The sequence below is a fragment of the Paraburkholderia sp. PAMB 6770 genome (genome assembly GCF_057748135.1).
This window is the reverse complement of the sequence record NZ_CM173238.1, coordinates 1-25,212: the sequence shown is the minus strand read 5'-3', so window position 1 is coordinate 25,212 and position 25,212 is coordinate 1. Positions and strand designations below refer to the sequence as shown.

The window sequence follows — 25,212 nt, the reverse complement described above, 5'->3', positions numbered from 1 at the left end:
GTTATGACTTGCCGCGCGATTACTTCGACTTCGCGTTGATGATCGCTTCCGACACGTTGCGCGGAGCTTCAGCATAGTGCTTGAACTCCATCGTGTACGTGGCACGGCCTTGCGTCAGCGAGCGCAGCGACGTGGAGTAGCCGAACATTTCCGACAGCGGCACTTCGGCGCGCACGATCTTGCCGCCGCCCACCATGTCTTCCATGCCCTGGACGATGCCGCGACGACCCGACAGATCGCCCATCACGTTGCCCATGTAGTCTTCCGGCGTCTCGACTTCCACTGCCATCATCGGCTCGAGAATGACCGGGCTCGCCTTGCGCATCGCTTCCTTGAACGCCATCGAACCGGCCATGCGGAATGCGTTTTCGTTCGAGTCGACGTCGTGGTACGAACCGAACGTCAGGTGAACCTTCACGTCGACGACCGGGAAGCCCGCCAGCACGCCAGCCTTCAGCGTTTCCTGGATACCCTTGTCCACCGCCGGAATGTATTCGCGCGGAATCACGCCGCCCTTGATCTCGTCGAGGAACGCGTAGCCCTTGCCCTGCTCGTTCGGCTCGAGCGTAATCACCGCGTGACCGTACTGGCCGCGGCCGCCCGACTGCTTGACGAACTTGCCTTCGACGTCGCTCGCGGTGCTGCGGATCGTTTCGCGATAAGCAACCTGCGGCTTGCCGACGGTCGCCTCGACGCCAAATTCACGCTTCATCCGGTCGACGAGAATTTCGAGGTGCAGTTCGCCCATACCCGAAATGATCGTCTGGCCCGATTCCTCGTCCGTCTGCACGCGGAACGACGGATCTTCCTGCGCGAGGCGGTTCAGCGCGATGCCCATCTTTTCCTGGTCGGCCTTCGTCTTCGGCTCGACGGCCTGCGAGATCACCGGCTCCGGGAACACCATGCGCTCGAGAACGATCGGGTTCGACGGATCGCACAGCGTATCGCCCGTGGTCGCTTCCTTCAGACCCACCGCAGCCGCGATGTCGCCCGCGCGCACTTCCTTGATTTCTTCGCGGTTGTTCGCGTGCATCTGCAGAATACGGCCGAGGCGCTCCTTCTTGTCCTTGGTCGAATTCAGCACGGTGTCGCCTGCATTCACGACGCCCGAATAGACGCGGAAGAAGATCAGCTGGCCGACGAACGGGTCGGTCATGATCTTGAACGCGAGTGCCGAGAACTTCTCGTCGTCGGACGCCCTGCGCTCGGCCGCTTCGCCGCTTTCCAGCTCGCCCTTGACCGGCGGAATGTCGACCGGCGACGGCAGGAAGTCGATGACGGCGTCGAGCATGCGCTGCACGCCCTTGTTCTTGAACGCGGTGCCGCACAGCATCGGCTGGATTTCGCAGGCAATCGTGCGGTCGCGCAGCGCCTTGACGATCTCGGCTTCGCTCAGCTCTTCACCGCCGAGGTACTTTTCCATCAGCTCTTCGCTGGCTTCCGCGGCCGATTCGATCATCTTCTCGCGCCACTCGTTGCAGGTATCCACGAGCTCGGCGGGGATGTCGACGTACTCGAACTTCGTGCCTTGCGACGCTTCGTCCCAGACGATCGCCTTCATCTTCAGGAGGTCGACGACGCCCTTGAAGTTTTCTTCCGAGCCGATCGGCACCACGACCGGCACCGGGTTCGCCTTCAGACGGGTCTTCAGCTGGTCATAGACCTTGAAGAAGTTCGCGCCGGTACGGTCCATCTTGTTGACGAACGCGAGACGCGGCACCTTGTACTTGTTCGCCTGGCGCCACACCGTTTCCGACTGCGGCTGCACGCCGCCCACCGCGCAGTAGACCATGCACGCGCCGTCGAGCACGCGCATCGAGCGCTCGACTTCGATCGTGAAGTCCACGTGCCCCGGGGTGTCGATGATGTTGATCCGGTGCTCGGGATAATTGTTGCCCATGCCCTTCCAGAAGGCGGTGGTCGCAGCGGACGTGATCGTAATGCCACGCTCCTGCTCCTGCTCCATCCAGTCCATGGTAGCGGCGCCGTCGTGAACCTCGCCGATCTTGTGGTTCACACCGGTGTAAAACAGAATGCGCTCGGTCGTCGTCGTCTTGCCGGCGTCGATGTGAGCACTGATACCGATATTGCGGTAGCGCTCGATAGGTGTCTTGCGAGCCACTTTAATCCTCTATGGGGATTGGCATGCCGGGTCGAAAACCCTGCATGCCTTAACACAAACGGGCGAGGCGCCAAATCAGCGCACCCGCCCAGAATTTTTCCGTTAGACCCGGGTTCGGGACGCTTAGAAACGGAAATGCGAGAACGCCTTGTTGGCCTCAGCCATCCGGTGAACTTCGTCGCGCTTCTTCATTGCGCCGCCACGGCCTTCGGCCGCTTCCTGAAGCTCGCCTGCCAGACGCAGGGCCATCGACTTCTCGCTGCGCTTCTTCGCAGCCTCGCGCAACCAACGCATCGCCAATGCCATACGACGCGACGGACGCACTTCGACCGGAACCTGATAGTTCGCACCACCAACGCGGCGGCTCTTCACTTCGACCACCGGCTTCACGTTGTTGAGCGCAACGGTGAACACTTCCAGCGGGTCCTTGCCACCCTTGGTCTGGATCTGTTCAAAAGCGCCGTACACGATACGCTCGGCAACCGACTTCTTGCCCGAGAGCATCAGCACGTTCATGAACTTGGCTACATCTACGTTGCCGAACTTCGGATCCGGCAACACTTCCCGCTTGGGGACTTCGCGACGACGCGGCATGTTTCTTCCTTTAACTTTTCAGTTGGAGCGCTGCACTTCGATGCAACCGCCCCGCGGCCACCAACTAACCCGATTCATCCATGACGACTTACCAGCCTGGTCGGGTGACCACTTACTCGACAGCACCGGCGAATCCGGCACCACCGCCAACACCGCCCTTGCAGGCGACCTGATGCAACGAGCGGCCAGCCCGATTACTTGCCGGCCTTGGCACGCTTCGCGCCGTACTTCGAGCGAGCCTGCTTGCGATCCTTGACGCCCTGGGTATCCAGCGAGCCGCGAACCATGTGGTAACGCACACCCGGCAAGTCCTTCACACGGCCGCCGCGGATCAGCACGACCGAGTGTTCCTGCAGGTTGTGGCCTTCACCACCGATGTACGAAATGACTTCGAAGCCGTTCGTCAGACGAACCTTGGCGACCTTACGCAGCGCCGAGTTCGGCTTCTTCGGCGTCGTGGTGTACACGCGGGTGCACACGCCACGACGCTGGGGGCAGTCCTGCAGGGCCGGACTCTTGCTCTTCGTGGTTTCCGAAGTGCGGCCTTTGCGAACCAGTTGATTGATGGTTGGCATTGTTTATTCCTGAAATTGAACAAAATCGACGCATTTCTTTCTGGGCAAAGCAGAAAAGGTTGCGCATCGAACTCCCGGACCGCGAAACCCGCCAACAGGCGAGTACCGCAAGAACCGGAACCTAGCATAATATTCCGAAAAGATTAAATGAGTCAATAGCTTGCGCGATGCCCGACACGGCGGCAGGCCGCCGGAGCTACTCCGCGGCGATCACGGACAGCAATTCCCAGCCGAAGCGATCGAGCTTGCGGGCACCCATGCCCGGAATCGCCCGCAGGTCCTCGATTGAGGCCGGCTCCGTGCGGGCAATCTCCGCGAGCGTCGCATCGTGGAAGATCACATACGCGGGCACGCCGTCGCTCTTCGCCGTTTCGGTCCGCCAGGCGCGCAGGCGATCCCAGCGCGCGCGTTCGCGCGGCCCCATGCCGATCGTCGGATCGGCCCGCTCGCTGGTGCGGCCGGACGACTGCCGCACGCGCGTCGGCTTCACGTAGCGGCGCATCGTCACGCGCTGCTCGCCCTTGAGCACGGGCTTGCTCGCCTCGGTCAGCACCAGTGAGCCAAAGCCTTCGTGATCGACCGTGAGATAGCCGAAGGCAACCAGTTGCCGGAAAATCGCACGCCACTCCGGCTCGCCGATTGCCGCCCCGATCCCGAACGTGCTCAGCTTCTCGTGCCCGCGTTGCAGGATCTTCTCGCCGCGGTTGCCGCGCAGGATTTCGATCAGATGGCCGGCGCCGAAATGAAATCCGCTTGCGCGCTGCGCACGGAATACACAGGAGAGTGCCATTTGCGCCTCGCGTGTGGCATCCCAGGTATCCGGCGGCTCGAGGCAGGTATCGCAGTTGCCGCACGGCGTGCTCGCCTCGCCGAAATAGCCCAGCAGACGCACGCGCCGGCATGTCGCGGTTTCGCACAAGCCGAGCAGCGCGTCGAGCTTGCTGGTCTGCACGCGTTTGTGCGCGTCGTCCGCATCCGACTCGTCGATCATCTTGCGCTGCTGCACGACGTCGCCAAGGCCGTAGGCCATCCACGCGTTGGCGGGCAGCCCGTCGCGCCCCGCGCGCCCGGTTTCCTGATAGTACCCTTCGACGCTTTTCGGCAGATCCAGATGCGCGACGAAGCGGACGTCGGGCTTGTCGATGCCCATGCCGAACGCGATCGTCGCGCACATGATCACACCCTCTTCGCGCTGAAACATCTCCTGATGCTTCTGGCGAATCTCGAATTCCATTCCCGCGTGGTACGGTAGCGCGCGCATGCCCTTTTGCTGCAGCCACTCCGCGGTTTCCTCGACCTTGCGGCGCGACAGGCAGTAGACGACGCCGGCGTCGGTCGTGCCGTCCGGCTTCGTGTGCTCGCCGCGGATGAAGTCGAGCAGTTGCGTGCGCGCATTGTCTTTCTCGACGATCCGGTAGCGGATGTTCGGCCGGTCGAAACTCGACACGAAAACCTGCGCGTCGTCCAGCGCGAGGCGCTGGACAATTTCGTCGCGCGTGATTGCATCCGCTGTCGCGGTAAGCGCGATCCGCGGCACGTTGGGAAAGCGCTCGTGCAGTACCGAAAGCTGGATATATTCCGGCCGGAAGTCGTGCCCCCATTGAGAAACGCAATGCGCTTCGTCGATCGCGAAAAGGCCGATGCGCGTGCGCTCCAGCAACTCCTGAAAGCGGGCGGTCATCAGCCGCTCCGGCGCGACGTAGAGCAGATCGATCTCGCCTTCGCGAAGCGCACGCTCGGTCGCGGCCGCTTCGGCCCCCGACAGTGTGGAATTGAGGTAAGCGGCGCGCACGCCCACTTCACGCAGCGCCGCCACCTGATCCTGCATCAGCGCGATCAGCGGCGACACGACGATGCCGGCCCCATAGCCGGCCTCGCGGCGCACCAGCGAAGGAATCTGGTAGCACAACGATTTGCCGCCGCCCGTGGGCATCAGCACCAGGCAATCGCCGCCCGCCGCAACATGCTCGACTATCTGGCCCTGCTGACCGCGAAACGCGGGGTAGCCGAATACTTCGTTGAGGATTTCGAGCGAGCGGGACATGAATTCGGGAAAAGCAGCGCGATGCAGGTGACGCGAATTTTACCAACCGAATCGCGCATCCATCGTGCTTTCTCTGCCGCGTTGGCTATTCGGCCTGCGCGCGCGTGGCGCCGCCGCGGTCGGTGCCCGAACGCAGGACAGGTCGCGCGTGCGGCTTGCCGCCGCTTCCCCGGGTGACGGCACGAACGCCCGTGCGATAAAAAAAAGCCGCCCGGTCGAAACCGGGCGGCTTTGCGGACGATGCAGCCGAGGCAGCCGAAGCCGCCGGAACTTACTCGGCCGAGTGCGGCTGTTCGGTGGCCGGGGTTTCCGGCGTACCGAAGTCGAAAGCCTCTTCGGCCGCGATCTGGTCGAAGCGCTCGCGATCCGCCGTCTCCTTGGTCTTGCGCGCCTTGTGGAACGCGAGACCGGTACCGGCCGGGATCAGACGACCGACGATCACGTTTTCCTTCAGCCCGCGCAGGTCGTCGCGCTTGCCCATGATCGCGGCCTCGGTCAGCACGCGCGTCGTTTCCTGGAACGATGCGGCCGAGATGAACGAATCGGTGGACAGCGACGCCTTCGTGATACCGAGCAGCACGTTCTCGTACGTGGCGGGGCGCTTGTCTTCCGCGTTCATGCGGTCGTTCTCGTCGAGCATGTCCGACCGCTCGACCTGTTCGCCCGGGATGAAGCGCGTATCCCCGTTATCGGAAATCTGCACGCGGCGCAGCATCTGACGCACGATCACTTCGATGTGCTTGTCGTTGATCTTCACGCCCTGCAGACGATACACGTCCTGCACTTCGTCGACGATGTAGCGCGACAGCGCCTCGATACCCTGCAAACGCAGGATGTCGTGCGGATCCGCCGGCCCGTCGACGATCATTTCGCCCTTGTTGACGACCTGACCGTCGTGCACCAGAACCTGCTTTTCCTTCGCGATCAGGAACTCGTGCTGGTTGCCCTCGAGGTCCGTGATGACGAGACGCTGCTTGCCCTTCGTGTCCTTGCCGAACGACACCGTGCCGGTGACCTCCGCGAGGATACCCGCGTCCTTCGGCGAACGCGCTTCGAACAGCTCCGCCACGCGCGGCAGACCGCCGGTAATGTCACGGGTCTTCTGCGATTCGGTCGGGATACGTGCGAGCACTTCACCCACCTGGACCTGCTGACCGTCCTTCACCGTGATCAGCGCGCCGACCTGGAAGCCGATCTGAACCGAGTGTTCCGAGTTCGGGATCTTCACTTCCTCGCCGTTCGCGTCGAGCAGCTTCACCTGCGGACGCACGCTCTTCGAGGCTTGCGAACCGCGGCGCTTCACGTCGATCACGACCAGCGTCGAGAGACCGGTCACGTCGTCGATCTGCTTGGCGACCGTCACGCCTTCCTCGACGTTCTCGAACTTCACCGTACCGCCGTACTCGGTGATGATCGGGCGGGTCATCGGATCCCACGTGGCGAGCTGGGTACCGGCCTTGATCTGCGCGCCATCCAGTTGCAGCAGCGTGGCGCCGTACGGCACCTTGTGACGCTCGCGCTCGCGGCCGTGATCGTCCGTGATCATCGCCTCGCCCGAACGCGAAATGACGATCTGCTCGCCCTTCGCATTCGTCACGTAACGCATCGTCGACGTGAAACGCACCGTACCGTTGGACTTCGCTTCGACCGACGATGCCACCGCCGCACGCGATGCCGCGCCGCCGATGTGGAACGTGCGCATCGTGAGCTGCGTGCCCGGTTCGCCGATCGACTGCGCCGCGATCACGCCGACCGCTTCGCCGACGTTCACCAGCGAGCCGCGGCCGAGGTCGCGGCCATAGCACGATGCACACAGGCCATAGCGGGTTTCGCAGGTAAGCGGCGTGCGCACGCGCACTTCGTCGATGCCGAGACGCTCGATCTCTTCGACCGCCACTTCGTCGAGCAGCGTGCCCGATTCGTACAGCGTCTCCTGCGTTTCCGGATTGACCACGTCCGCGACCGCAACGCGGCCGAGGATCCGGTCGCGCAGGGCTTCGACCACTTCACCGCCTTCGACGAGCGCCTTCATCGCAACGCCGCTCGACGTGCCGCAATCGTCTTCGACCACGACGAGATCCTGCGTCACATCGACGAGGCGTCGGGTCAGGTAGCCGGAGTTCGCGGTCTTCAGTGCCGTATCCGCCAGACCCTTACGTGCGCCGTGAGTCGAGATGAAGTACTGCAGCACGTTCAGGCCTTCGCGGAAGTTCGCGGTGATCGGCGTCTCGATGATCGAGCCATCCGGCTTCGCCATCAGGCCGCGCATACCGGCCAGCTGACGGATCTGCACCGCCGAACCCCGTGCGCCCGAGTCCGCCATCATGTAGATGGAGTTGAACGACTCCTGACGCGTTTCGTTGCCGTCGCGATCCACCACCGGCTCGGTCGACAGCTGCTCCATCATCGCCTTGCCGACCGCTTCCGACGTCGCCGACCAGATGTCGACCACGTTGTTGTAGCGTTCCTGCGCGGTGACGAGACCCGACATGTACTGCCGATCGTATTCCTTCACCTTCTTCGCGGCGTCGCCGACGATCTGCTCCTTCTGCGGCGGCACGAGCATGTCGTCCACACAGATCGAGATGCCGGCGCGCGTCGCGAGACGGAAACCCGACTGCATCAGCTGATCGGCGAAGATCACCGTTTCGCGCAGACCGCACTTGCGGAACGCGGTGTTGATCAGACGCGAGATTTCCTTCTTCTTCAGCGGCTTGTTCAGCACCGAGAAAGGCAGGCCCGGCGGCAGGATCTCCGACAGGATCGCGCGGCCGACCGTGGTCGCGTACAGCGAGATTTTCGGCACGAACGCCGGTGCGCCTTCCGACTTGTCCTCGTTGTGGACCATTTCGGTGATCCGCACGTTGACGCGCGACGCCAGCTCGACTTCCTTGTTCTCGTACGCACGGATCACTTCCGACACGCCGGTAAACGAGAGGCCTTCGCCCTTGCCGTTGATCGCTTCGCGAGTCGCGTAGTACAGACCCAGCACGATATCCTGCGACGGCACGATCGACGGATCGCCGTTAGCCGGGAACAGCACGTTGTTCGACGCCAGCATCAGCGTGCGCGCTTCCATCTGCGCTTCGAGCGACAGCGGCACGTGAACGGCCATCTGGTCGCCGTCGAAGTCGGCGTTGAACGCCGCGCAGACGAGCGGATGCAACTGGATCGCCTTGCCTTCGATCAGCACCGGCTCGAACGCCTGGATGCCGAGACGGTGCAGCGTCGGCGCACGGTTGAGCATCACCGGGTGCTCGCGGATCACCTCTTCGAGGATGTCCCACACGACCGGCGTCTGGTTTTCAACTTCCTTCTTCGCCGCCTTGATGGTCGTCGCGACGCCCATCACTTCCAGCTTGTTGAAGATGAACGGCTTGAACAGCTCGAGCGCCATCAGCTTCGGCAGACCGCACTGGTGCAGCTTCAGCGTCGGACCGACCACGATCACGGAACGGCCCGAGTAGTCGACGCGCTTGCCGAGCAGGTTCTGACGGAAGCGGCCGCCCTTGCCCTTGATCATGTCCGCGAGCGACTTCAGCGGGCGCTTGTTCGCACCGGTCATCGCCTTGCCGCGGCGGCCGTTGTCGAGCAGCGAGTCGACGGCCTCCTGCAGCATCCGCTTTTCGTTGCGGACGATGATTTCCGGCGCCTTCAGTTCGAGCAGGCGCTTCAACCGGTTGTTCCGGTTGATCACGCGGCGGTACAGGTCGTTCAGGTCCGACGTCGCGAAACGGCCGCCGTCGAGCGGCACCAGCGGACGCAGTTCCGGCGGCAGCACCGGCAGCACTTCGAGAATCATCCACTCCGGCTTGATGCCCGAACGCTGGAAGGCCTCGAGCACCTTCAGGCGCTTCGCGTACTTCTTGATCTTCGCTTCGGAGCCGGTGTTCTTCAGCTCGGAGCGCAGCTGTTCGACCTGCTCGTCGATGTTGATCGCGCGCAGCAGTTCGCGCACGCCTTCCGCGCCCATTTCCGCGCGGAATTCGTCGCCGTACTCCTCGACCTTGTTGTAGTAATCCTCCTCGGTCATGATCTGCCGCGCCTTCAGCGGCGTCATGCCCGGGTCGATCACCACATACGCCTCGAAATACAGCACGCGTTCGATGTCGCGCAGCGTCATGTCGAGCACCATGCCCAGACGGCTCGGCAGACTCTTCAGGAACCAGATGTGCGCGACCGGCGAGGCGAGCTCGATGTGGCCCATCCGTTCACGGCGGACCTTCGCGAGCGTCACTTCGACGCCGCACTTCTCGCAGATCACGCCGCGGTGCTTCAGGCGCTTGTACTTGCCGCACAGGCACTCGTAGTCCTTGATCGGACCAAAGATCTTCGCGCAGAACAGACCGTCGCGTTCGGGCTTGAACGTACGGTAGTTGATGGTCTCCGGCTTCTTGACTTCGCCGAACGACCACGAGCGGATCTTGTCCGGCGAGGCCAGACCGATCTTGATTGCGTCAAAAACTTCTTCTTGTTGGACTTGCTTGAATAGATCGAGCAGAGCTTTCATTGCCTTCTCTCCGTAGTCCGATTAGTTGCGGTCGAGGTCGATGTCGATACCGAGCGAGCGGATTTCCTTCACCAGCACGTTGAAGGATTCCGGCATGCCGGCGTCGATCACGTGATCGCCCTTGACCAGGTTCTCGTAGACCTTGGTCCGGCCCGTCACGTCGTCCGACTTGACCGTCAGCATTTCCTGCAGCACATACGATGCGCCGTACGCTTCGAGCGCCCACACTTCCATTTCACCGAAGCGCTGGCCGCCGAACTGCGCCTTGCCGCCCAGCGGCTGCTGCGTGACCAGCGAGTACGGGCCCGTCGAACGCGCGTGCATCTTGTCGTCGACAAGGTGATGCAGCTTCAGGTAGTGCATGTAGCCGACCGTAACCGGGCGCTCGAACGCTTCGCCGGTGCGGCCGTCGTACAGACGCACCTGGTTCTTCGACGGCGTCATGCCGAGCTGCTGTGCGACTTCGTCCGGGTACGCGAGATCCAGCATCGCGGACATTTCCTCTTCGGTCGCACCGTCGAACACCGGCGTCGCAAACGGCACGCCTTCGCGCAGGTTCCGCGCGAGTTCGACAATCTCGTCGTCCGAGAAGCCGTCCAGTTCCTCTGCCCGGCCCGACTCGTTGTAGATCTTCGTCAGGAACACACGCAGTTCCTCGATCTTCGTCTGGCGCTGCAGCATTTCGCCGATTCGCCAGCCGAGACCCTTCGCGGCCCAGCCGAGGTGGACTTCGAGCACCTGACCCACGTTCATCCGCGACGGCACGCCGAGCGGGTTCAGCACGACGTCGGCCGGACGGCCGTCGGCCATGTACGGCATGTCTTCGATCGGCACGATCTTCGACACGACGCCCTTGTTGCCGTGACGCCCTGCCATCTTGTCGCCGGGCTGCAGGCGACGCTTCACGGCGAGGTACACCTTGACCATCTTCAGCACGCCCGGCGGCAGTTCGTCGCCCTGGGTGAGCTTCTTGCGCTTCTCTTCGAATGCGAGGTCGAACTGGTGACGCTTCTGTTCGATCGAATCCTTGATCGCTTCGAGCTGCGCGGCCGCTTCTTCATCCGCGAGGCGGATGTCGAACCAGTGGTAATGGTCGAGATCCTCGAGGTAAGCCTGCTCGATCTTCGTGCCCTTCGCGAGCTTCTTCGGGCCGCCGTTCGCAACCTTGCCGTCGAGCATGCGGGCCAGACGCTGGAACGCGTCGCCTTCCACGATGCGCAGCTGGTCGTTCAGGTCGAGGCGATAGCGCTTCAGTTCGTCGTCGATGATCTGCTGCGCGCGCTTGTCGCGCTGGATGCCTTCGCGCGTGAACACCTGCACGTCGATCACGGTGCCGCTCATGCCCGACGGCACGCGCAGCGACGTATCCTTCACGTCCGAGGCCTTTTCGCCGAAGATCGCGCGCAACAGCTTTTCTTCCGGCGTCAGCTGGGTCTCGCCCTTCGGCGTCACCTTGCCGACCAGCACGTCGCCCGCTTCGACTTCCGCGCCGATGTAGACAATGCCCGACTCGTCGAGCCGGCCAAGCTGCACTTCCGCGAGATTCGAAATGTCGCGCGTGATTTCTTCCGGTCCGAGCTTCGTGTCGCGTGCAACGACGTTCAACTCTTCGATGTGAATCGACGTGTAACGGTCATCCGCGACGACCTTCTCCGAAATCAGGATCGAATCTTCGAAGTTGTAGCCGTTCCACGGCATGAACGCGACCAGCATGTTCTGGCCGAGCGCCAGTTCGCCGAGGTCCGTCGATGCGCCGTCGGCCAGCACGTCGCCACGTACGACCTTGTCGCCCACCTTGACGATCGGACGCTGGTTGATGTTCGTGTTCTGGTTCGAACGCGTGTACTTGATCAGGTTGTAGATGTCCACGCCGACATCGCCTGCCAGCGCTTCGTCGTCGTTCGCGCGGATCACGATACGACCCGCATCGACGTAATCCACCACGCCGCCGCGCAGTGCCTGTACCGTCGTGCCGGAGTCGACCGCGACCGTGCGCTCGATCCCCGTACCGACGACCGGCTTTTCCGGGCGCAGACACGGCACCGCCTGGCGCTGCATGTTCGAGCCCATCAGCGCGCGGTTCGCGTCGTCGTGCTCGAGGAACGGAATCAGCGACGCAGCCACCGACACGATCTGCGACGGCGCGACGTCCATGTACTGGATACGATCCGGCGTGACCATCAGCGTTTCGCCCGCTTCGCGCGCCGACACGAGTTCGTCGGTGAGCGTGCCCTCGTCCGCGACCGCGGCGTTCGCCTGAGCGATCACATAACGACCTTCTTCGATTGCAGACAGGTAGTCGATCTGGTCGGTCACCTTGCCGTCGGTCACCTTGCGATACGGCGTTTCGAGGAAGCCGTATTCGTTCAGGTGCGCGTACAGCGCGAGCGAGTTGATCAGGCCGATGTTCGGACCTTCCGGCGTCTCGATCGGGCACACGCGACCGTAGTGGGTCGGGTGCACGTCACGCACTTCGAAGCCGGCGCGCTCGCGCGTCAGACCGCCCGGGCCAAGAGCCGACACGCGGCGCTTGTGGGTGATTTCCGACAGCGGGTTGGTCTGGTCCATGAACTGCGACAGCTGCGACGAACCGAAAAACTCGCGAATCGCCGACGAAATCGGCTTCGAGTTGATCAGGTCGTGCGGCATCAGGTTTTCGCTTTCGGCCTGGCCGAGACGCTCCTTCACCGCGCGCTCGACGCGCACGAGGCCCGCGCGGAACTGGTTTTCCGCCAGTTCGCCGACGCACCGCACACGACGGTTGCCGAGGTGATCGATATCGTCGACTTCACCCTTGCCGTTGCGCAGCTCGACGAGAATCTTGATCGTCGCGAGGATGTCGTCGTCCTGCAGCGTCATCGGGCCGGTGATTTCATCGCGGCCGACGCGGCGGTTGAACTTCATCCGGCCGACCTTCGACAGGTCGTACGCATCTTCGCTGTAGAAAAGACGGTTGAAGAGCGCTTCGACCGCTTCCTCGGTCGGCGGCTCGCCCGGGCGCATCATGCGGTAGATCGCGATACGCGCGGCCATCTTGTCGGCCGTTTCGTCGATACGCAGCGTCGACGAGATATACGGGCCCTGGTCCAGGTCGTTCGTGTAGAGCGTCTGGATGTCCTTGATCTTCGCTTCGCGCAGCTTTTCGAGCACCGTCTCGGTGACTTCGTCATTCGCGTTTGCGATGACTTCGCCCGTTTCGCCGTCCACCACGTTCTTCGCGAGAACGCGGCCGAGCAGATAGTCTTCCGGAACCGAAATGAACTTCGTCTTCGCGTTGTCGAGGTCGCGAATGTGCTTCGCGTTGATCCGCTTGTCCTTCTGGACGATCACGTTCCCGTCGCGGTCCGTGATGTCGAAGCGCGCGACTTCACCGCGCAGACGCTCCGGAACGAATTCCATCTGCGCGCCTTCCGGCATCAGCGCAAAATTGTCGAACACGAAGAAGTTTGCGAGGATCTGTTCCGGCGTGAGACCGATCGCCTTCAGCAGGATCGTGACCGGCATCTTGCGGCGGCGGTCGACGCGGAAATACAGCACGTCCTTCGGATCGAACTCGAAGTCGAGCCACGAGCCGCGGTACGGAATGATCCGCGCGGAAAACAGCAGCTTGCCCGAGCTGTGCGTCTTGCCCTTGTCGTGCTCGAAGAACACGCCCGGCGAACGGTGCAGCTGGGACACGATCACGCGTTCCGTGCCGTTGATGACGAACGAGCCGGTCGGCGTCATGAGCGGAATTTCGCCCATGTACACTTCCTGCTCCTTCACCTCCTTGACGACCGGCTTGCTCGGCGATTCCTTGTCGAGGAGAACGAGGCGCACCTTGGCGCGCAACGCCGAACAATAGGTCAGGCCGCGCTGCTGGCACTCCTTGATGTTGAACGCGGGAGACGACAGCATGTAGCTGACGAATTCGAGGCGCGCAAATCCGTTGTGCGAAACGATCGGGAAAACGGATGTAAACGCCGCCTGCAGGCCTTCGGCCTTACGTTGTGCGAGCGGCGTATCCGCTTGCAGAAACGTGCTGAATGATTCAAGCTGGGTAGCCAGCAGGAAAGGTACTTGGTGAACGATGGGGCGCTTCGCGAAACTCTTGCGAATACGCTTCTTCTCGGTGAAGGAATATTGCATACGATCTCCGAATCACGGCGGGCATTGTTGTCGAGGCAGGAAACCTTGATGTGACAACCCGAGTGTTCACCGACTGAGACCCGATGGCCGTCCGATGGCTTGAACGAGCCTGAAAGCTTGGTGGTTGGCCGCTACCAACCGCTGGCTGACGGCAGCGGATGCCTGTCATGTGTGAAAACTTCCCCGCTGCCCGACCAAACTTGCCTTCTGCAGTCGCTTCAGAAGACAAAGAGAATCGCCGGTCGATGTTGCCGAAAGGCGGTTTTCTTTGGCTTCTGGGAACCATGTTCTTGCCGGCAACGCCGCGCAAAAACGCCGTCCCCACAAAGCACAAAAAGGCCGGCGGTGTAAAACCGCCAGCCTTCGCACAGCGCGCTGAAACTTACTTGATTTCAGCCTTCGCGCCGGCTTCTTCGAGCTTCTTCTTCGCTTCTTCAGCGGCAGCCTTCGGCACCGCTTCCTTGACGGGCTTCGGTGCACCGTCAACCAGGTCCTTCGCTTCCTTCAGGCCGAGACCCGTCAGTTCGCGAACGGCCTTGATGACCGACACCTTGTTCGCGCCGGCTTCGAGCAGGTTGACCGTGAACTCGGTCTGCTCTTCAGCAGCTGCAGCAGCACCGCCGCCTGCAGCCGGGCCCGCGACTGCAACAGCAGCAGCCGACACGCCAAACTTCTCTTCGAACGCCTTGACGAGTTCGTTCAGTTCCAGAACCGACATCGAGCCTACGGCTTCGAGGATGTCTTCTTTTGCGATTGCCATGTGAAATACTCCTAGATTGAATTCGGATACAGTCAGCGATCAGGCGCCAAGCTGGGTTCGTTACGCTGCTTCGCCCTGCTTCTTCTCTGCGAGCGCGGCCAGCGCGCGAGCAAAGCCCGAAACAGGTGCTTGCATGACGAACAGCAGCTTCGAGAGCAGTTCTTCGCGGCTCGGGATGTTGGCAAGCGCTTGCACGCCGGCCTTGTCCATCACATTGCCTTCGTAGGAACCGGCCTTGATGATCAGCTTGTCATTGCTCTTGCTGAAGTCGTTGACGACTTTCGCAGCAGCAATCGCATCTTCAGAGATGCCATAGATCAACGGGCCCGTCATCTGCTCTGCCAGCGGAGCAAACGGCGTACCTTCGACGGCGCGACGCGCCAGCGTGTTTTTCAGCACGCGAAGGTAAACCTGTTGCTCACGCGCTTTCGCGCGCAGCTTGGTCAGATCGCCAACCGTGATCCCACGATACTCAGCCAGAACGACGGTCTGGGCCTTCGCGACTTGCGCGGCGACCTCAGCGACGACGGCCTGCTTGCTTTCTTTGTTCAGTGGCACGGTTAACCTCCAGATTCGACGCAGAGGGCTCGCACCCCATGCATCGCGTTCAACAACGGCGTCCGACCAGTCCGGAGTATTTCCACCGCCTTCGCGCTCAAGAACGCGCGACGAAAACGGTGTCAGCACTTCAAAACCTTTTCGGGTTCGCCATCTGCGTTGGCTTTACATTAAGGAGCCGCCCGACTGCTGCTGCTCCGCCAACGGTCTTTGACAACCGGTTGCCCAATGCGAACTGCCCTTGCGCAACCGCCCAAAGCCCTTGAAGCGGCCCGACTTGCGTCGGGCCGCCGATTTCTTACTGTGCCGCGAGCGATGCCTGGTCGACGCGAACGCCGACGCCCATCGTGCTCGACAACGCGATCTTGCGCAGGTACACGCCCTTGCTCGATGCCGGCTTTGCCTTTTGCAGCGCCTCGATCAGCGCGCCGAGGTTCGTGCGCAGCGCGCCCGGCTCAAACGAGGCGCGACCGATCGTGGCGTGGATGATACCGGCCTTGTCGACACGGAATTGAACCTGACCCGCCTTCGCGTTCTTGACGGCAGTCGCGACGTCCGGCGTCACGGTACCGACCTTCGGGTTCGGCATCAGGCCGCGCGGACCGAGGATCTGACCGAGCGTACCGACGATACGCATCGTGTCCGGCGAAGCGATCACGATGTCGAAGTTCAGATTGCCAGCCTTCACCTGCTCGGCGAGATCTTCCATCCCGACGATTTCGGCGCCGGCGGCACGTGCCTGCTCGGCCTTGTCGCCTTGCGCGAACACTGCGACGCGAACCGACTTGCCGGTACCGGCCGGCAGCACCACGGAGCCGCGAACCACCTGATCCGACTTCTTCGCGTCGATGCCCAACTGGACCGCGACGTCGATCGACTCGTCAAACTTGGCGCTCGCGCATTCCTTGACGAGCGACAGCGCTTCGTCGATCGCGTACAGCTTCTGGCGATCCACCTTGTTTGCAAATGCTTGCAGACGCTTCGAAAGCTTGGCCATTTACACGCCCTCCACGGTGATGCCCATCGAGCGGGCGCTACCAGCGATGGTCCGAACCGCCGCGTCCAGGTCGGCAGCGGTGAGATCCGGCATCTTGGTCTTCGCGATTTCTTCGGCTTGAGCGCGCGTGATCTGACCGACCTTGTCGGTGTGCGGCTTGCTCGAACCCTTGTCGACCTTCGCGGCCTTCTTGATCAGCACGGTCGCCGGCGGCGTCTTCAGAACAAACGTGAAGCTCTTGTCGGCGAATGCGGTAATAACGACCGGAATCGGCAAACCCGGCTCGATACCCTGAGTCTGCGCGTTGAACGCCTTGCAGAACTCCATGATGTTCAGGCCGCGCTGGCCCAGCGCCGGACCGACCGGCGGCGACGGATTGGCTTTACCTGCAGGAATCTGCAGCTTGATAAAGCCGATGATTTTCTTTGCCATGTTGAAAACCTCGTTGGAACGCCAAGGCGTTCGGTGAGTAGTAACGCGCGTTCGCCACGAATCGGCTACTGACGCTCCTCAACGGTCATTGCGCGGACCGTAAGCGCGAAATACGAAACGCGCCCTATGGCGCGCTTCGTGGATTCTTGATTTACAGCTTTTCGACCTGCCCGAATTCGAGCTCGACCGGCGTAGCGCGGCCGAAAATAGTGACGGACACACGGACGCGAGATTTTTCGTAATTGACTTCTTCGACGGTCCCGTTGAAGTCCGTGAACGGACCGTCTTTTACCCGCACCATCTCGCCAACTTCGAACAGCGTCTTCGGACGGGGCTTTTCGACCCCTTCCTGCATCTGCGACATGATTTTTTCGACTTCCCGCGGGGAAATCGGGCTCGGGCGATTCCGCGCTCCACCCACGAACCCTGTCACTTTTGCCGTGTTTTTTACGAGGTGCCAGGTTTCATCGGTCATTTCCATCTCGACGAGCACATAGCCCGGGAAGAAACGACGCTCGGTCACCGATTTGTGACCGCCTTTGACTTCAACTACCTCTTCAGTCGGCACCAGGATCTGGCCAAACTGATTCTGCATGCCGGCGCGCTCGATGCGCTCCTGAAGCGCACGCTGCACGCTCTTCTCCATACCGGAGTAGGCGTGCACCACGTACCAACGTTTTCCACTCGGGGATGCGGGAGTATCGCTCATATCATTTCCAGCCCAGAATCGCCGAGAAAATCACCCATTCTATGGACTTGTCGCAGATCCACAGAAACACAGCCATGGTGACCACAAACGCAAACACTACGAGTGTGGTTTGCGTAGCCTCTTTTCGGGTCGGCCAGACAACCTTGCGAACTTCCCTGTAAGAATCTTTCGCGAAAGCGATAAGGCCCTTACCCGGCCCCGAGAGCAGCCCGACAGCGACGCCTGCGATGAGGCCTACGGCCAGCGCGGCTCCGCGGACATACCACTCCTGACCACCAAGCCAGAAGAATCCCACGAACCCGGCCAAGACCAGCAATACACCCGCTACGAGCATCAGCTTGTCGCCGGAAGTATTTACAGTTTCGACGGAAGGATTCGCCATAACACCTTATCGTACGCCACATTGGGCGCTAGAGTTGGCAGGGGCAGAGGGAATCGAACCCCCAACCTTCGGTTTTGGAGACCGACGCTCTGCCAGTTGAGCTATACCCCTAAACCATTTTGGGGTTGACGTTATCGCCAACCCCGAAACTTCTGATCAACGAGTACTGGCTGGCTTACTCGATGATCTTGGCGACGACACCTGCGCCGACGGTACGACCGCCTTCACGGATGGCGAAACGCAGACCTTCTTCCATCGCGATCGGCGCGATCAGCTTCACCGTGATCGACACATTGTCGCCCGGCATCACCATTTCCTTGTCCTTCGGCAGCTCGATCGAGCCCGTCACGTCTGTCGTACGGAAGTAGAACTGCGGACGGTAGTTGTTGAAGAACGGCGTGTGACGGCCGCCCTCATCCTTGCTCAGCACGTACACCTCAGCCGTGAAGTGCGTGTGCGGCGTGATCGAACCCGGCTTCGCCAGCACCTGCCCGCGCTCCACGTCTTCGCGCTTCGTGCCGCGCAGCAGGATACCCACGTTGTCGCCCGCCTGACCCTGGTCGAGCAGCTTGCGGAACATCTCCACGCCCGTGCAGGTCGTCTTCACCGTCGGCTTGATCCCGACAATCTCGATTTCCTCGCCGACCTTCACCACCCCGCGCTCCACCCGGCCCGTCACCACCGTGCCCCGACCCGAGATCGAGAACACGTCTTCCACAGGCATCAGGAACGCACCATCCACCGCACGCTCCGGCGTCGGAATGTACGTGTCCAGCGCGTCCGCCAGGTTCATGATCGCCACTTCGCCCAGCTCGCCCTTGTCGCCTTCCAGCGCCAGCTTGGCCGAACCCTTGATGATCGGCGTGTCGTCGCCCGGAAAGTCGTACTTCGACAGCAGCTCGCGCACTTCCATTTCCACCAGCTCGAGCAGTTCCGCGTCGTCCACCATGTCGCACTTGTTCAGGAACACGATGATGTACGGCACACCCACCTGGCGCGCCAGCAGAATGTGCTCGCGCGTCTGCGGCATCGGACCGTCCGCGGCCGAGCACACCAGGATCGCGCCGTCCATCTGCGCCGCGCCCGTGATCATGTTCTTCACGTAGTCCGCGTGACCCGGGCAGTCAACGTGCGCGTAGTGACGGTTCGCCGTCTCGTACTCCACGTGCGCCGTGTTGATCGTGATGCCGCGCGCCTTTTCTTCCGGCGCCGCGTCGATCTGGTCGTATGCCTTCGCCTCACCGCCAAACTTCGCCGTCAGCACCGTCGTGATCGCCGCCGTCAGCGTCGTCTTGCCGTGGTCAACGTGACCAATCGTGCCAACGTTCACGTGCGGCTTGGTCCGCTCAAACTTACCCTTGGCCATTTTCGACTCCTAAGAGGATTTTCCGTACGTTGCGCCGCGCGCAAACAATCACCGAGTACTTCTGGTGCCCATGGGCAGGATCGAACTGCCGACCTCTCCCTTACCAAGGGAGTGCTCTACCACTGAGCCACATGGGCGCTACATCTATTGCTGGAGCGGGTGAAGGGAATCGAACCCTCGTCGTAAGCTTGGAAGGCTTCTGCTCTACCATTGAGCTACACCCGCAAGGATCTGGCGACTCCCAACTGCGCTACAGCAAGCATTCTGGTGGAGGAGGTTGGATTCGAACCAACGTAGGCGTAAGCCAACAGATTTACAGTCTGCCCCCTTTAGCCACTCGGGCACCCCTCCGCAGAGAACTGTTGATTATGGGGGAAGAGCAACACAGTGTCAAGCGTTATGTGCTGATCACGAACCCCACCGTTCTCACTTATAAGCTGTTCACGTAAACGGCCGAACCCCGCCACGGAGGTGGACGGGGTTCGGAGCGAGGGCATGAGGAGCCTGACGATTACCTACTTTCACACGGGAATCCGCACTATCATCGGCGTGGAGTCGTTTCACGGTCCTGTTCGGGATGGGAAGGGGTGGGACCGACTCGCTATGGTCATCAGGCATGACGGGTTGCTGCGTCGCCGGCACGGCGCCGCAGCCAATCGGGAAGAAGCGTAAAGAGGGATGCTGAAGCGGGGTTGCGTTGTTTCAGGCACAACACGCGATCTCAACCCGGGTGGTCTGCCGCGCATCCCGGTTCGGGGGCGGCGAAACACACCGGTTATAGGATCAAGCCTTACGGGCAATTAGTATCAGTTAGCTTAACGCATTACTGCGCTTCCACACCTGACCTATCAACGTCCTGGTCTTGAACGACCCTTCAAGGGGCTCGAAGCCCCGGGGAAGTCTCATCTTGAGGCGAGTTTCCCGCTTAGATGCTTTCAGCGGTTATCTCTTCCGAACATAGCTACCCGGCGATGCCACTGGCGTGACAACCGGTACACCAGAGGTTCGTCCACTCCGGTCCTCTCGTACTAGGAGCAGGCCCCCTCAAACTTCCAGCGCCCACGGCAGATAGGGACCAAACTGTCTCACGACGTTTTAAACCCAGCTCACGTACCTCTTTAAATGGCGAACAGCCATACCCTTGGGACCGGCTACAGCCCCAGGATGAGATGAGCCGACATCGAGGTGCCAAACACCGCCGTCGATATGAACTCTTGGGCGGTATCAGCCTGTTATCCCCAGAGTACCTTTTATCCGTTGAGCGATGGCCCTTCCATACAGAACCACCGGATCACTATGACCTGCTTTCGCACCTGTTCGACTTGTCAGTCTCACAGTCAAGCACGCTTATGCCATTGCACTATCAGCACGATTTCCGACCGTACCTAGCGTACCTTCGTACTCCTCCGTTACACTTTGGGAGGAGACCGCCCCAGTCAAACTGCCTGCCATGCACTGTCCCCAGACCCGCTTCAGGGCCCAAGGTTAGAACCTCAAACAAGCCAGGGTGGTATTTCAAGGACGGCTCCACGCAAACTGGCGTTCACGCTTCACAGCCTCCCACCTATCCTACACAGGCCGGTTCAAAGTCCAATGCAAAGCTGCAGTAAAGGTTCATGGGGTCTTTCCGTCTAGCCGCGGGGAGATTGCATCATCACAAACACTTCAACTTCGCTGAGTCTCGGGAGGAGACAGTGTGGCCATCGTTACGCCATTCGTGCAGGTCGGAACTTACCCGACAAGGAATTTCGCTACCTTAGGACCGTTATAGTTACGGCCGCCGTTTACCGGGACTTCAATCAAGAGCTTGCACCCCATCATTTAATCTTCCGGCACCGGGCAGGCGTCACACCCTATACGTCCACTTTCGTGTTTGCAGAGTGCTGTGTTTTTATTAAACAGTCGCAGCCACCAGTTTATTGCAACCCTTTCACCCTCCAGGCGCAGGCCTGTCAAGCTACAAGGGCGTACCTTATCCCGAAGTTACGGTACCAGTTTGCCGAGTTCCTTCTCCCGAGTTCTCTCAAGCGCCTTGGAATACTCATCTCGCCCACCTGTGTCGGTTTGCGGTACGGTCAATGTGAAACTGAAGCTTAGAGGCTTTTCCTGGAACCCCTTCCAGTTGCTTCGCTTCCGGAGAAGCTCGCGCCACGCCCTTGAATCCCGTGCCCGGATTTGCCAGAGCACCTTCTCCAACGCAGCGACCGGGACTTCCAACACCCGGACAACCTTCCGCGATCCGTCCCCCCATCGCATTTCACACTGGTGCAGGAATATTGACCTGCTTCCCATCAGCTACGCATTTCTGCCTCGCCTTAGGGGCCGACTCACCCTACGCCGATGAACGTTGCGTAGGAAACCTTGGGCTTACGGCGAGGGGGCCTTTCACCCCCTTTATCGCTACTCATGTCAGCATTCGCACTTCCGATACCTCCAGCACACCTTCCGGTGCACCTTCGCAGGCTTACGGAACGCTCTCCTACCATGCACATTGCTGTGCATCCGCAGCTTCGGTATATGGCTTAGCCCCGTTACATCTTCCGCGCAGGACGACTCGATCAGTGAGCTATTACGCTTTCTTTAAAGGGTGGCTGCTTCTAAGCCAACCTCCTGACTGTTTTAGCCTTCCCACTTCGTTTCCCACTTAGCCATATTTCGGGACCTTAGCTGGCGGTCTGGGTTGTTTCCCTCTTGACACCGGACGTTAGCACCCGATGTCTGTCTCCCGTGATTGCACTCTTCGGTATTCGGAGTTTGCTATGGCGAGGTAATCCGCAATGGACCCCTCAACCATGACAGTGCTCTACCCCCGAAGGTGATACACGAGGCACTACCTAAATAGTTTTCGGAGAGAACCAGCTATTTCCAGGTTTGTTTAGCCTTTCACCCCTATCCACAGCTCATCCCCTAACTTTTCAACGTTAGTGGGTTCGGCCCTCCAGCACGTGTTACCGTGCCTTCAGCCTGGCCATGGATAGATCACCTGGTTTCGGGTCTACACCCAGCGACTGGACGCCCTGTTCGGACTCGCTTTCGCTACGCCTGCCCTATTCGGTTAAGCTCGCCACTGAATGTAAGTCGCTGACCCATTATACAAAAGGTACGCCGTCACCCCTTGCGAGGCTCCGACTGTTTGTATGCATGCGGTTTCAGGATCTCTTTCACTCCCCTCCCGGGGTTCTTTTCGCCTTTCCCTCACGGTACTGGTTCACTATCGGTCGATCACGAGTATTTAGCCTTGGAGGATGGTCCCCCCATCTTCAGACAGGATTTCACGTGTCCCGCCCTACTTGTCGTACACCCAGTTCTTCCACACTGCCTTCGCCTACGGGGCTATCACCCACTATGGCCGCACTTTCCAGAGCGTTCAGCTGACAATGCAGATAAAGAGTACAGGCTGCTCCCATTTCGCTCGCCACTACTCTGGGAATCTCGGTTGATTTCTTTTCCTGCGGCTACTTAGATGTTTCAGTTCGCCGCGTTCGCTTCACATGGCCTATGTATTCAGCCACGGATACTCCATTCGGAGTGGGTTTCCCCATTCGGACATCTGCGGATCAAAGCTCGTTTGCCAGCTCCCCGCAGCTTTTCGCAGGCTACCGCGTCCTTCATCGCCTGTGATCGCCAAGGCATCCACCACATGCACTTGTTCGCTTGACCCTATAACAGGTGTGTCTCTTCCGACACCTTCCCGCTACAGGTTGAGTTTTCGCGTTGTGCCGTATTCCACTGCCCTCTTCCGAGGGCCCTGAGATACATCGATACAATCACAACCCTGATTCACCTACTCGCATCCATCTCGAGATGCTTTCGGCCAATCTCTTTACTACTTCTTCCTGATTGTTAAAGAACGACAGCCGGCGCACACCCTGTGCGCGCCGCCATGACTGGCTCAATCGCCAATGCACGCAGGCCCTGCCACCGCAGGCGCTTCGTGCATTGAGGACTGGTGGAGGCAGACGGGATCGAACCGACGACCCCCTGCTTGCAAAGCAGGTGCTCTCCCAGCTGAGCTATGCCCCCCATGTCTTCCCCCAGGGGCCCGCCTCCGACAGATTGGTGGGTCTGGCTGGATTCGAACCAGCGACCCCCGCCTTATCAAGACGGTGCTCTAACCAACTGAGCTACAGACCCCTGAGTCTGTCATGCCTACAGCCGATAAGCGTGAGCACTTGCGCCATGGCGCAGGCTCTGGAAAGGAGGTGATCCAGCCGCACCTTCCGATACGGCTACCTTGTTACGACTTCACCCCAGTCATGAATCCTGCCGTGGTGACCGTCCTCCTTGCGGTTAGACTAGCCACTTCTGGCAAAACCCACTCCCATGGTGTGACGGGCGGTGTGTACAAGACCCGGGAACGTATTCACCGCGGCATGCTGATCCGCGATTACTAGCGATTCCAGCTTCACGCACTCGAGTTGCAGAGTGCGATCCGGACTACGACCGGTTTTCTGGGATTGGCTCCACCTCGCGGCTTGGCTACCCTCTGTTCCGACCATTGTATGACGTGTGAAGCCCTACCCATAAGGGCCATGAGGACTTGACGTCATCCCCACCTTCCTCCGGTTTGTCACCGGCAGTCTCCCTGGAGTGCTCTTGCGTAGCAACTAGGGACAAGGGTTGCGCTCGTTGCGGGACTTAACCCAACATCTCACGACACGAGCTGACGACAGCCATGCAGCACCTGTGTGACGGCTCCCTTTCGGGCACCCCCACCTCTCAGCGGGGTTCCATCCATGTCAAGGGTAGGTAAGGTTTTTCGCGTTGCATCGAATTAATCCACATCATCCACCGCTTGTGCGGGTCCCCGTCAATTCCTTTGAGTTTTAATCTTGCGACCGTACTCCCCAGGCGGTCAACTTCACGCGTTAGCTACGTTACCAAGCCAATGAAGGCCCGACAACCAGTTGACATCGTTTAGGGCGTGGACTACCAGGGTATCTAATCCTGTTTGCTCCCCACGCTTTCGTGCATGAGCGTCAGTATTGGCCCAGGGGGCTGCCTTCGCCATCGGTGTTCCTCCACATCTCTACGCATTTCACTGCTACACGTGGAATTCCACCCCCCTCTGCCATACTCCAGCGCTGCAGTCACCAATGCAGTTCCCAGGTTAAGCCCGGGGATTTCACATCGGTCTTACAGCACCGCCTGCGCACGCTTTACGCCCAGTAATTCCGATTAACGCTCGCACCCTACGTATTACCGCGGCTGCTGGCACGTAGTTAGCCGGTGCTTATTCTTCCGGTACCGTCATCCCCACGAGGTATTAGCTCAAAGGTTTTCTTTCCGGACAAAAGTGCTTTACAACCCGAAGGCCTTCTTCACACACGCGGCATTGCTGGATCAGGGTTGCCCCCATTGTCCAAAATTCCCCACTGCTGCCTCCCGTAGGAGTCTGGGCCGTGTCTCAGTCCCAGTGTGGCTGGTCGTCCTCTCAGACCAGCTACAGATCGTCGCCTTGGTAGGCCTTTACCCCACCAACTAGCTAATCTGCCATCGGCCGCCCCTGTAGCGCGAGGCCCGAAGGTCCCCCGCTTTCATCCACAGATCGTATGCGGTATTAATCCGGCTTTCGCCGGGCTATCCCCCACTACTGGACACGTTCCGATGTATTACTCACCCGTTCGCCACTCGCCGCCAGGCCGAAGCCCGCGCTGCCGTCCGACTTGCATGTGTAAGGCATGCCGCCAGCGTTCAATCTGAGCCAGGATCAAACTCTTCAGTTCAAACCTGTTACTGTTTTCGGTTCCGCGGTCTCCCGCTAAACCGGTCGCTCACTCAACGTACTGACGTTGCGGCCAGGCCCTGCCCCTTGACGAAGCAGCCCTGACCTTCCTTTCAATACTGTGTGAGACACTTTGATACTTTTGCCCTGCGCGCGGCTCTTGCGAACCCCGCGCTGCGCGCCCTGCATCAAGTGCCCACACTTATCGGCTGTATGTTTTTAAAGAACATTCGCTGCGTGCTGCGCCCCGCTACTGCCCTGTTCACTCCGGCGCTGCTTCGCTGCGTTGCTGCGTCTGCAGCAGAGAAAC

At 60.5% G+C, this 25,212-nt stretch carries 13 protein-coding genes, 6 tRNA genes and 3 rRNA genes; all 22 read right to left on the bottom strand.

Annotated features, from left to right (window positions below; genetic code table 11):
• Nucleotides 1–19: 19 nt before the first annotated feature.
• The 22 genes from fusA to AC3AP7_RS00005 all read right to left on the bottom strand — a co-directional run bounded on the left by fusA (nucleotide 20) and on the right by AC3AP7_RS00005 (nucleotide 24,903).
• The gene (fusA, locus tag AC3AP7_RS00110; protein WP_475766806.1) at nucleotides 20–2,122 is read right to left on the bottom strand and encodes an elongation factor G; all 2,103 of its coding nucleotides are present in this window, start codon (nucleotides 2,120–2,122) and stop codon (nucleotides 20–22) included.
• A 123-nt stretch (nucleotides 2,123–2,245) separates the two neighbouring features.
• On the bottom strand, nucleotides 2,246–2,716 hold the full coding sequence (gene rpsG, locus AC3AP7_RS00105) for a 30S ribosomal protein S7 (RefSeq protein ID WP_008343817.1): 471 nt from the start codon (nucleotides 2,714–2,716) through the stop codon (nucleotides 2,246–2,248).
• 194 nt (nucleotides 2,717–2,910) lie between these two features.
• On the bottom strand, nucleotides 2,911–3,291 hold the full coding sequence (gene rpsL, locus AC3AP7_RS00100) for a 30S ribosomal protein S12 (RefSeq protein ID WP_006053290.1): 381 nt from the start codon (nucleotides 3,289–3,291) through the stop codon (nucleotides 2,911–2,913).
• Between the two features lie 196 nt (nucleotides 3,292–3,487).
• Nucleotides 3,488–5,335, bottom strand: coding sequence for a DNA helicase RecQ (gene recQ, locus AC3AP7_RS00095; protein WP_475766810.1), 1,848 nt, complete (start codon nucleotides 5,333–5,335; stop codon nucleotides 3,488–3,490).
• A gap of 271 nt (nucleotides 5,336–5,606) precedes the next feature.
• A complete protein-coding gene (rpoC, locus tag AC3AP7_RS00090) occupies nucleotides 5,607–9,845 on the bottom strand; it encodes a DNA-directed RNA polymerase subunit beta' (protein ID WP_475766811.1) in 4,239 nt (1,412 codons plus the stop codon).
• A gap of 21 nt (nucleotides 9,846–9,866) precedes the next feature.
• Nucleotides 9,867–13,973 carry a DNA-directed RNA polymerase subunit beta gene (rpoB, locus tag AC3AP7_RS00085; protein ID WP_475766813.1) on the bottom strand — a complete coding sequence of 1,369 codons (4,107 nt, stop codon included), beginning with the start codon at nucleotides 13,971–13,973 and terminating at the stop codon, nucleotides 9,867–9,869.
• A gap of 382 nt (nucleotides 13,974–14,355) precedes the next feature.
• A complete protein-coding gene (gene rplL / locus AC3AP7_RS00080; RefSeq protein WP_475766816.1) occupies nucleotides 14,356–14,733 on the bottom strand; it encodes a 50S ribosomal protein L7/L12 in 378 nt (125 codons plus the stop codon).
• 60 nt (nucleotides 14,734–14,793) lie between these two features.
• Complete coding sequence (gene rplJ, locus AC3AP7_RS00075) at nucleotides 14,794–15,291, bottom strand: 50S ribosomal protein L10 (RefSeq protein WP_475766818.1); 498 nt, start codon at nucleotides 15,289–15,291, stop codon at nucleotides 14,794–14,796.
• A gap of 298 nt (nucleotides 15,292–15,589) precedes the next feature.
• The gene (rplA, locus tag AC3AP7_RS00070) at nucleotides 15,590–16,288 is read right to left on the bottom strand and encodes a 50S ribosomal protein L1 (protein ID WP_475766821.1); all 699 of its coding nucleotides are present in this window, start codon (nucleotides 16,286–16,288) and stop codon (nucleotides 15,590–15,592) included.
• The gene (gene rplK, locus AC3AP7_RS00065; RefSeq protein WP_475766824.1) at nucleotides 16,289–16,720 is read right to left on the bottom strand and encodes a 50S ribosomal protein L11; all 432 of its coding nucleotides are present in this window, start codon (nucleotides 16,718–16,720) and stop codon (nucleotides 16,289–16,291) included.
• 151 nt (nucleotides 16,721–16,871) lie between these two features.
• A complete protein-coding gene (gene nusG / locus AC3AP7_RS00060; protein ID WP_475766826.1) occupies nucleotides 16,872–17,429 on the bottom strand; it encodes a transcription termination/antitermination protein NusG in 558 nt (185 codons plus the stop codon).
• A gap of 1 nt (nucleotide 17,430) precedes the next feature.
• Nucleotides 17,431–17,811, bottom strand: a complete 381-nt coding sequence (gene secE / locus AC3AP7_RS00055) for a preprotein translocase subunit SecE (RefSeq protein WP_475766829.1) — start codon at nucleotides 17,809–17,811, stop codon at nucleotides 17,431–17,433.
• 35 nt (nucleotides 17,812–17,846) lie between these two features.
• A tRNA-Trp gene (locus AC3AP7_RS00050) sits at nucleotides 17,847–17,922 on the bottom strand.
• Nucleotides 17,923–17,986: 64 nt separating this feature from the next.
• Nucleotides 17,987–19,177: an elongation factor Tu gene (gene tuf / locus AC3AP7_RS00045; RefSeq protein WP_102645092.1), complete on the bottom strand. Its 1,191-nt coding sequence runs from the start codon at nucleotides 19,175–19,177 to the stop codon at nucleotides 17,987–17,989.
• Between the two features lie 62 nt (nucleotides 19,178–19,239).
• Nucleotides 19,240–19,314: transfer RNA gene (locus tag AC3AP7_RS00040), tRNA-Thr, on the bottom strand.
• A 14-nt stretch (nucleotides 19,315–19,328) separates the two neighbouring features.
• A tRNA-Gly gene (locus AC3AP7_RS00035) sits at nucleotides 19,329–19,402 on the bottom strand.
• 40 nt (nucleotides 19,403–19,442) lie between these two features.
• Nucleotides 19,443–19,528, bottom strand: a tRNA-Tyr gene (locus AC3AP7_RS00030).
• Between the two features lie 151 nt (nucleotides 19,529–19,679).
• A 5S ribosomal RNA gene (rrf, locus tag AC3AP7_RS00025) occupies nucleotides 19,680–19,792 on the bottom strand.
• Nucleotides 19,793–19,956: 164 nt separating this feature from the next.
• Nucleotides 19,957–22,837, bottom strand: a 23S ribosomal RNA gene (locus AC3AP7_RS00020).
• A 287-nt stretch (nucleotides 22,838–23,124) separates the two neighbouring features.
• Nucleotides 23,125–23,200: transfer RNA gene (locus AC3AP7_RS00015), tRNA-Ala, on the bottom strand.
• 34 nt (nucleotides 23,201–23,234) lie between these two features.
• Nucleotides 23,235–23,311, bottom strand: a tRNA-Ile gene (locus AC3AP7_RS00010).
• Between the two features lie 61 nt (nucleotides 23,312–23,372).
• Nucleotides 23,373–24,903: ribosomal RNA gene (locus AC3AP7_RS00005) — 16S ribosomal RNA — on the bottom strand.
• Together the 16S, 23S and 5S rRNA genes with 5 tRNA genes alongside form the textbook arrangement of a ribosomal RNA operon.
• Nucleotides 24,904–25,212: the final 309 nt, after the last annotated feature.

Excerpts from the sequence above, each read along its gene's own strand:
- rpsG (WP_008343817.1), bottom strand. The coding sequence starts at position 2,716 with ATGCCGCGTCGTCGCGAAGTCCCCAAGCGGGAAGTGTTGCCGGATCCG.
- rpsL (WP_006053290.1), bottom strand. The coding sequence starts at position 3,291 with ATGCCAACCATCAATCAACTGGTTCGCAAAGGCCGCACTTCGGAAACC.
- recQ (WP_475766810.1), bottom strand. The coding sequence starts at position 5,335 with ATGTCCCGCTCGCTCGAAATCCTCAACGAAGTATTCGGCTACCCCGCG.
- rpoC (WP_475766811.1), bottom strand. The coding sequence starts at position 9,845 with ATGAAAGCTCTGCTCGATCTATTCAAGCAAGTCCAACAAGAAGAAGTT.
- rpoB (WP_475766813.1), bottom strand. The coding sequence starts at position 13,973 with ATGCAATATTCCTTCACCGAGAAGAAGCGTATTCGCAAGAGTTTCGCG.
- rplL (WP_475766816.1), bottom strand. The coding sequence starts at position 14,733 with ATGGCAATCGCAAAAGAAGACATCCTCGAAGCCGTAGGCTCGATGTCG.
- rplA (WP_475766821.1), bottom strand. The coding sequence starts at position 16,288 with ATGGCCAAGCTTTCGAAGCGTCTGCAAGCATTTGCAAACAAGGTGGAT.
- rplK (WP_475766824.1), bottom strand. The coding sequence starts at position 16,720 with ATGGCAAAGAAAATCATCGGCTTTATCAAGCTGCAGATTCCTGCAGGT.
- nusG (WP_475766826.1), bottom strand. The coding sequence starts at position 17,429 with ATGAGCGATACTCCCGCATCCCCGAGTGGAAAACGTTGGTACGTGGTG.
- secE (WP_475766829.1), bottom strand. The coding sequence starts at position 17,811 with ATGGCGAATCCTTCCGTCGAAACTGTAAATACTTCCGGCGACAAGCTG.
- tuf (WP_102645092.1), bottom strand. The coding sequence starts at position 19,177 with ATGGCCAAGGGTAAGTTTGAGCGGACCAAGCCGCACGTGAACGTTGGC.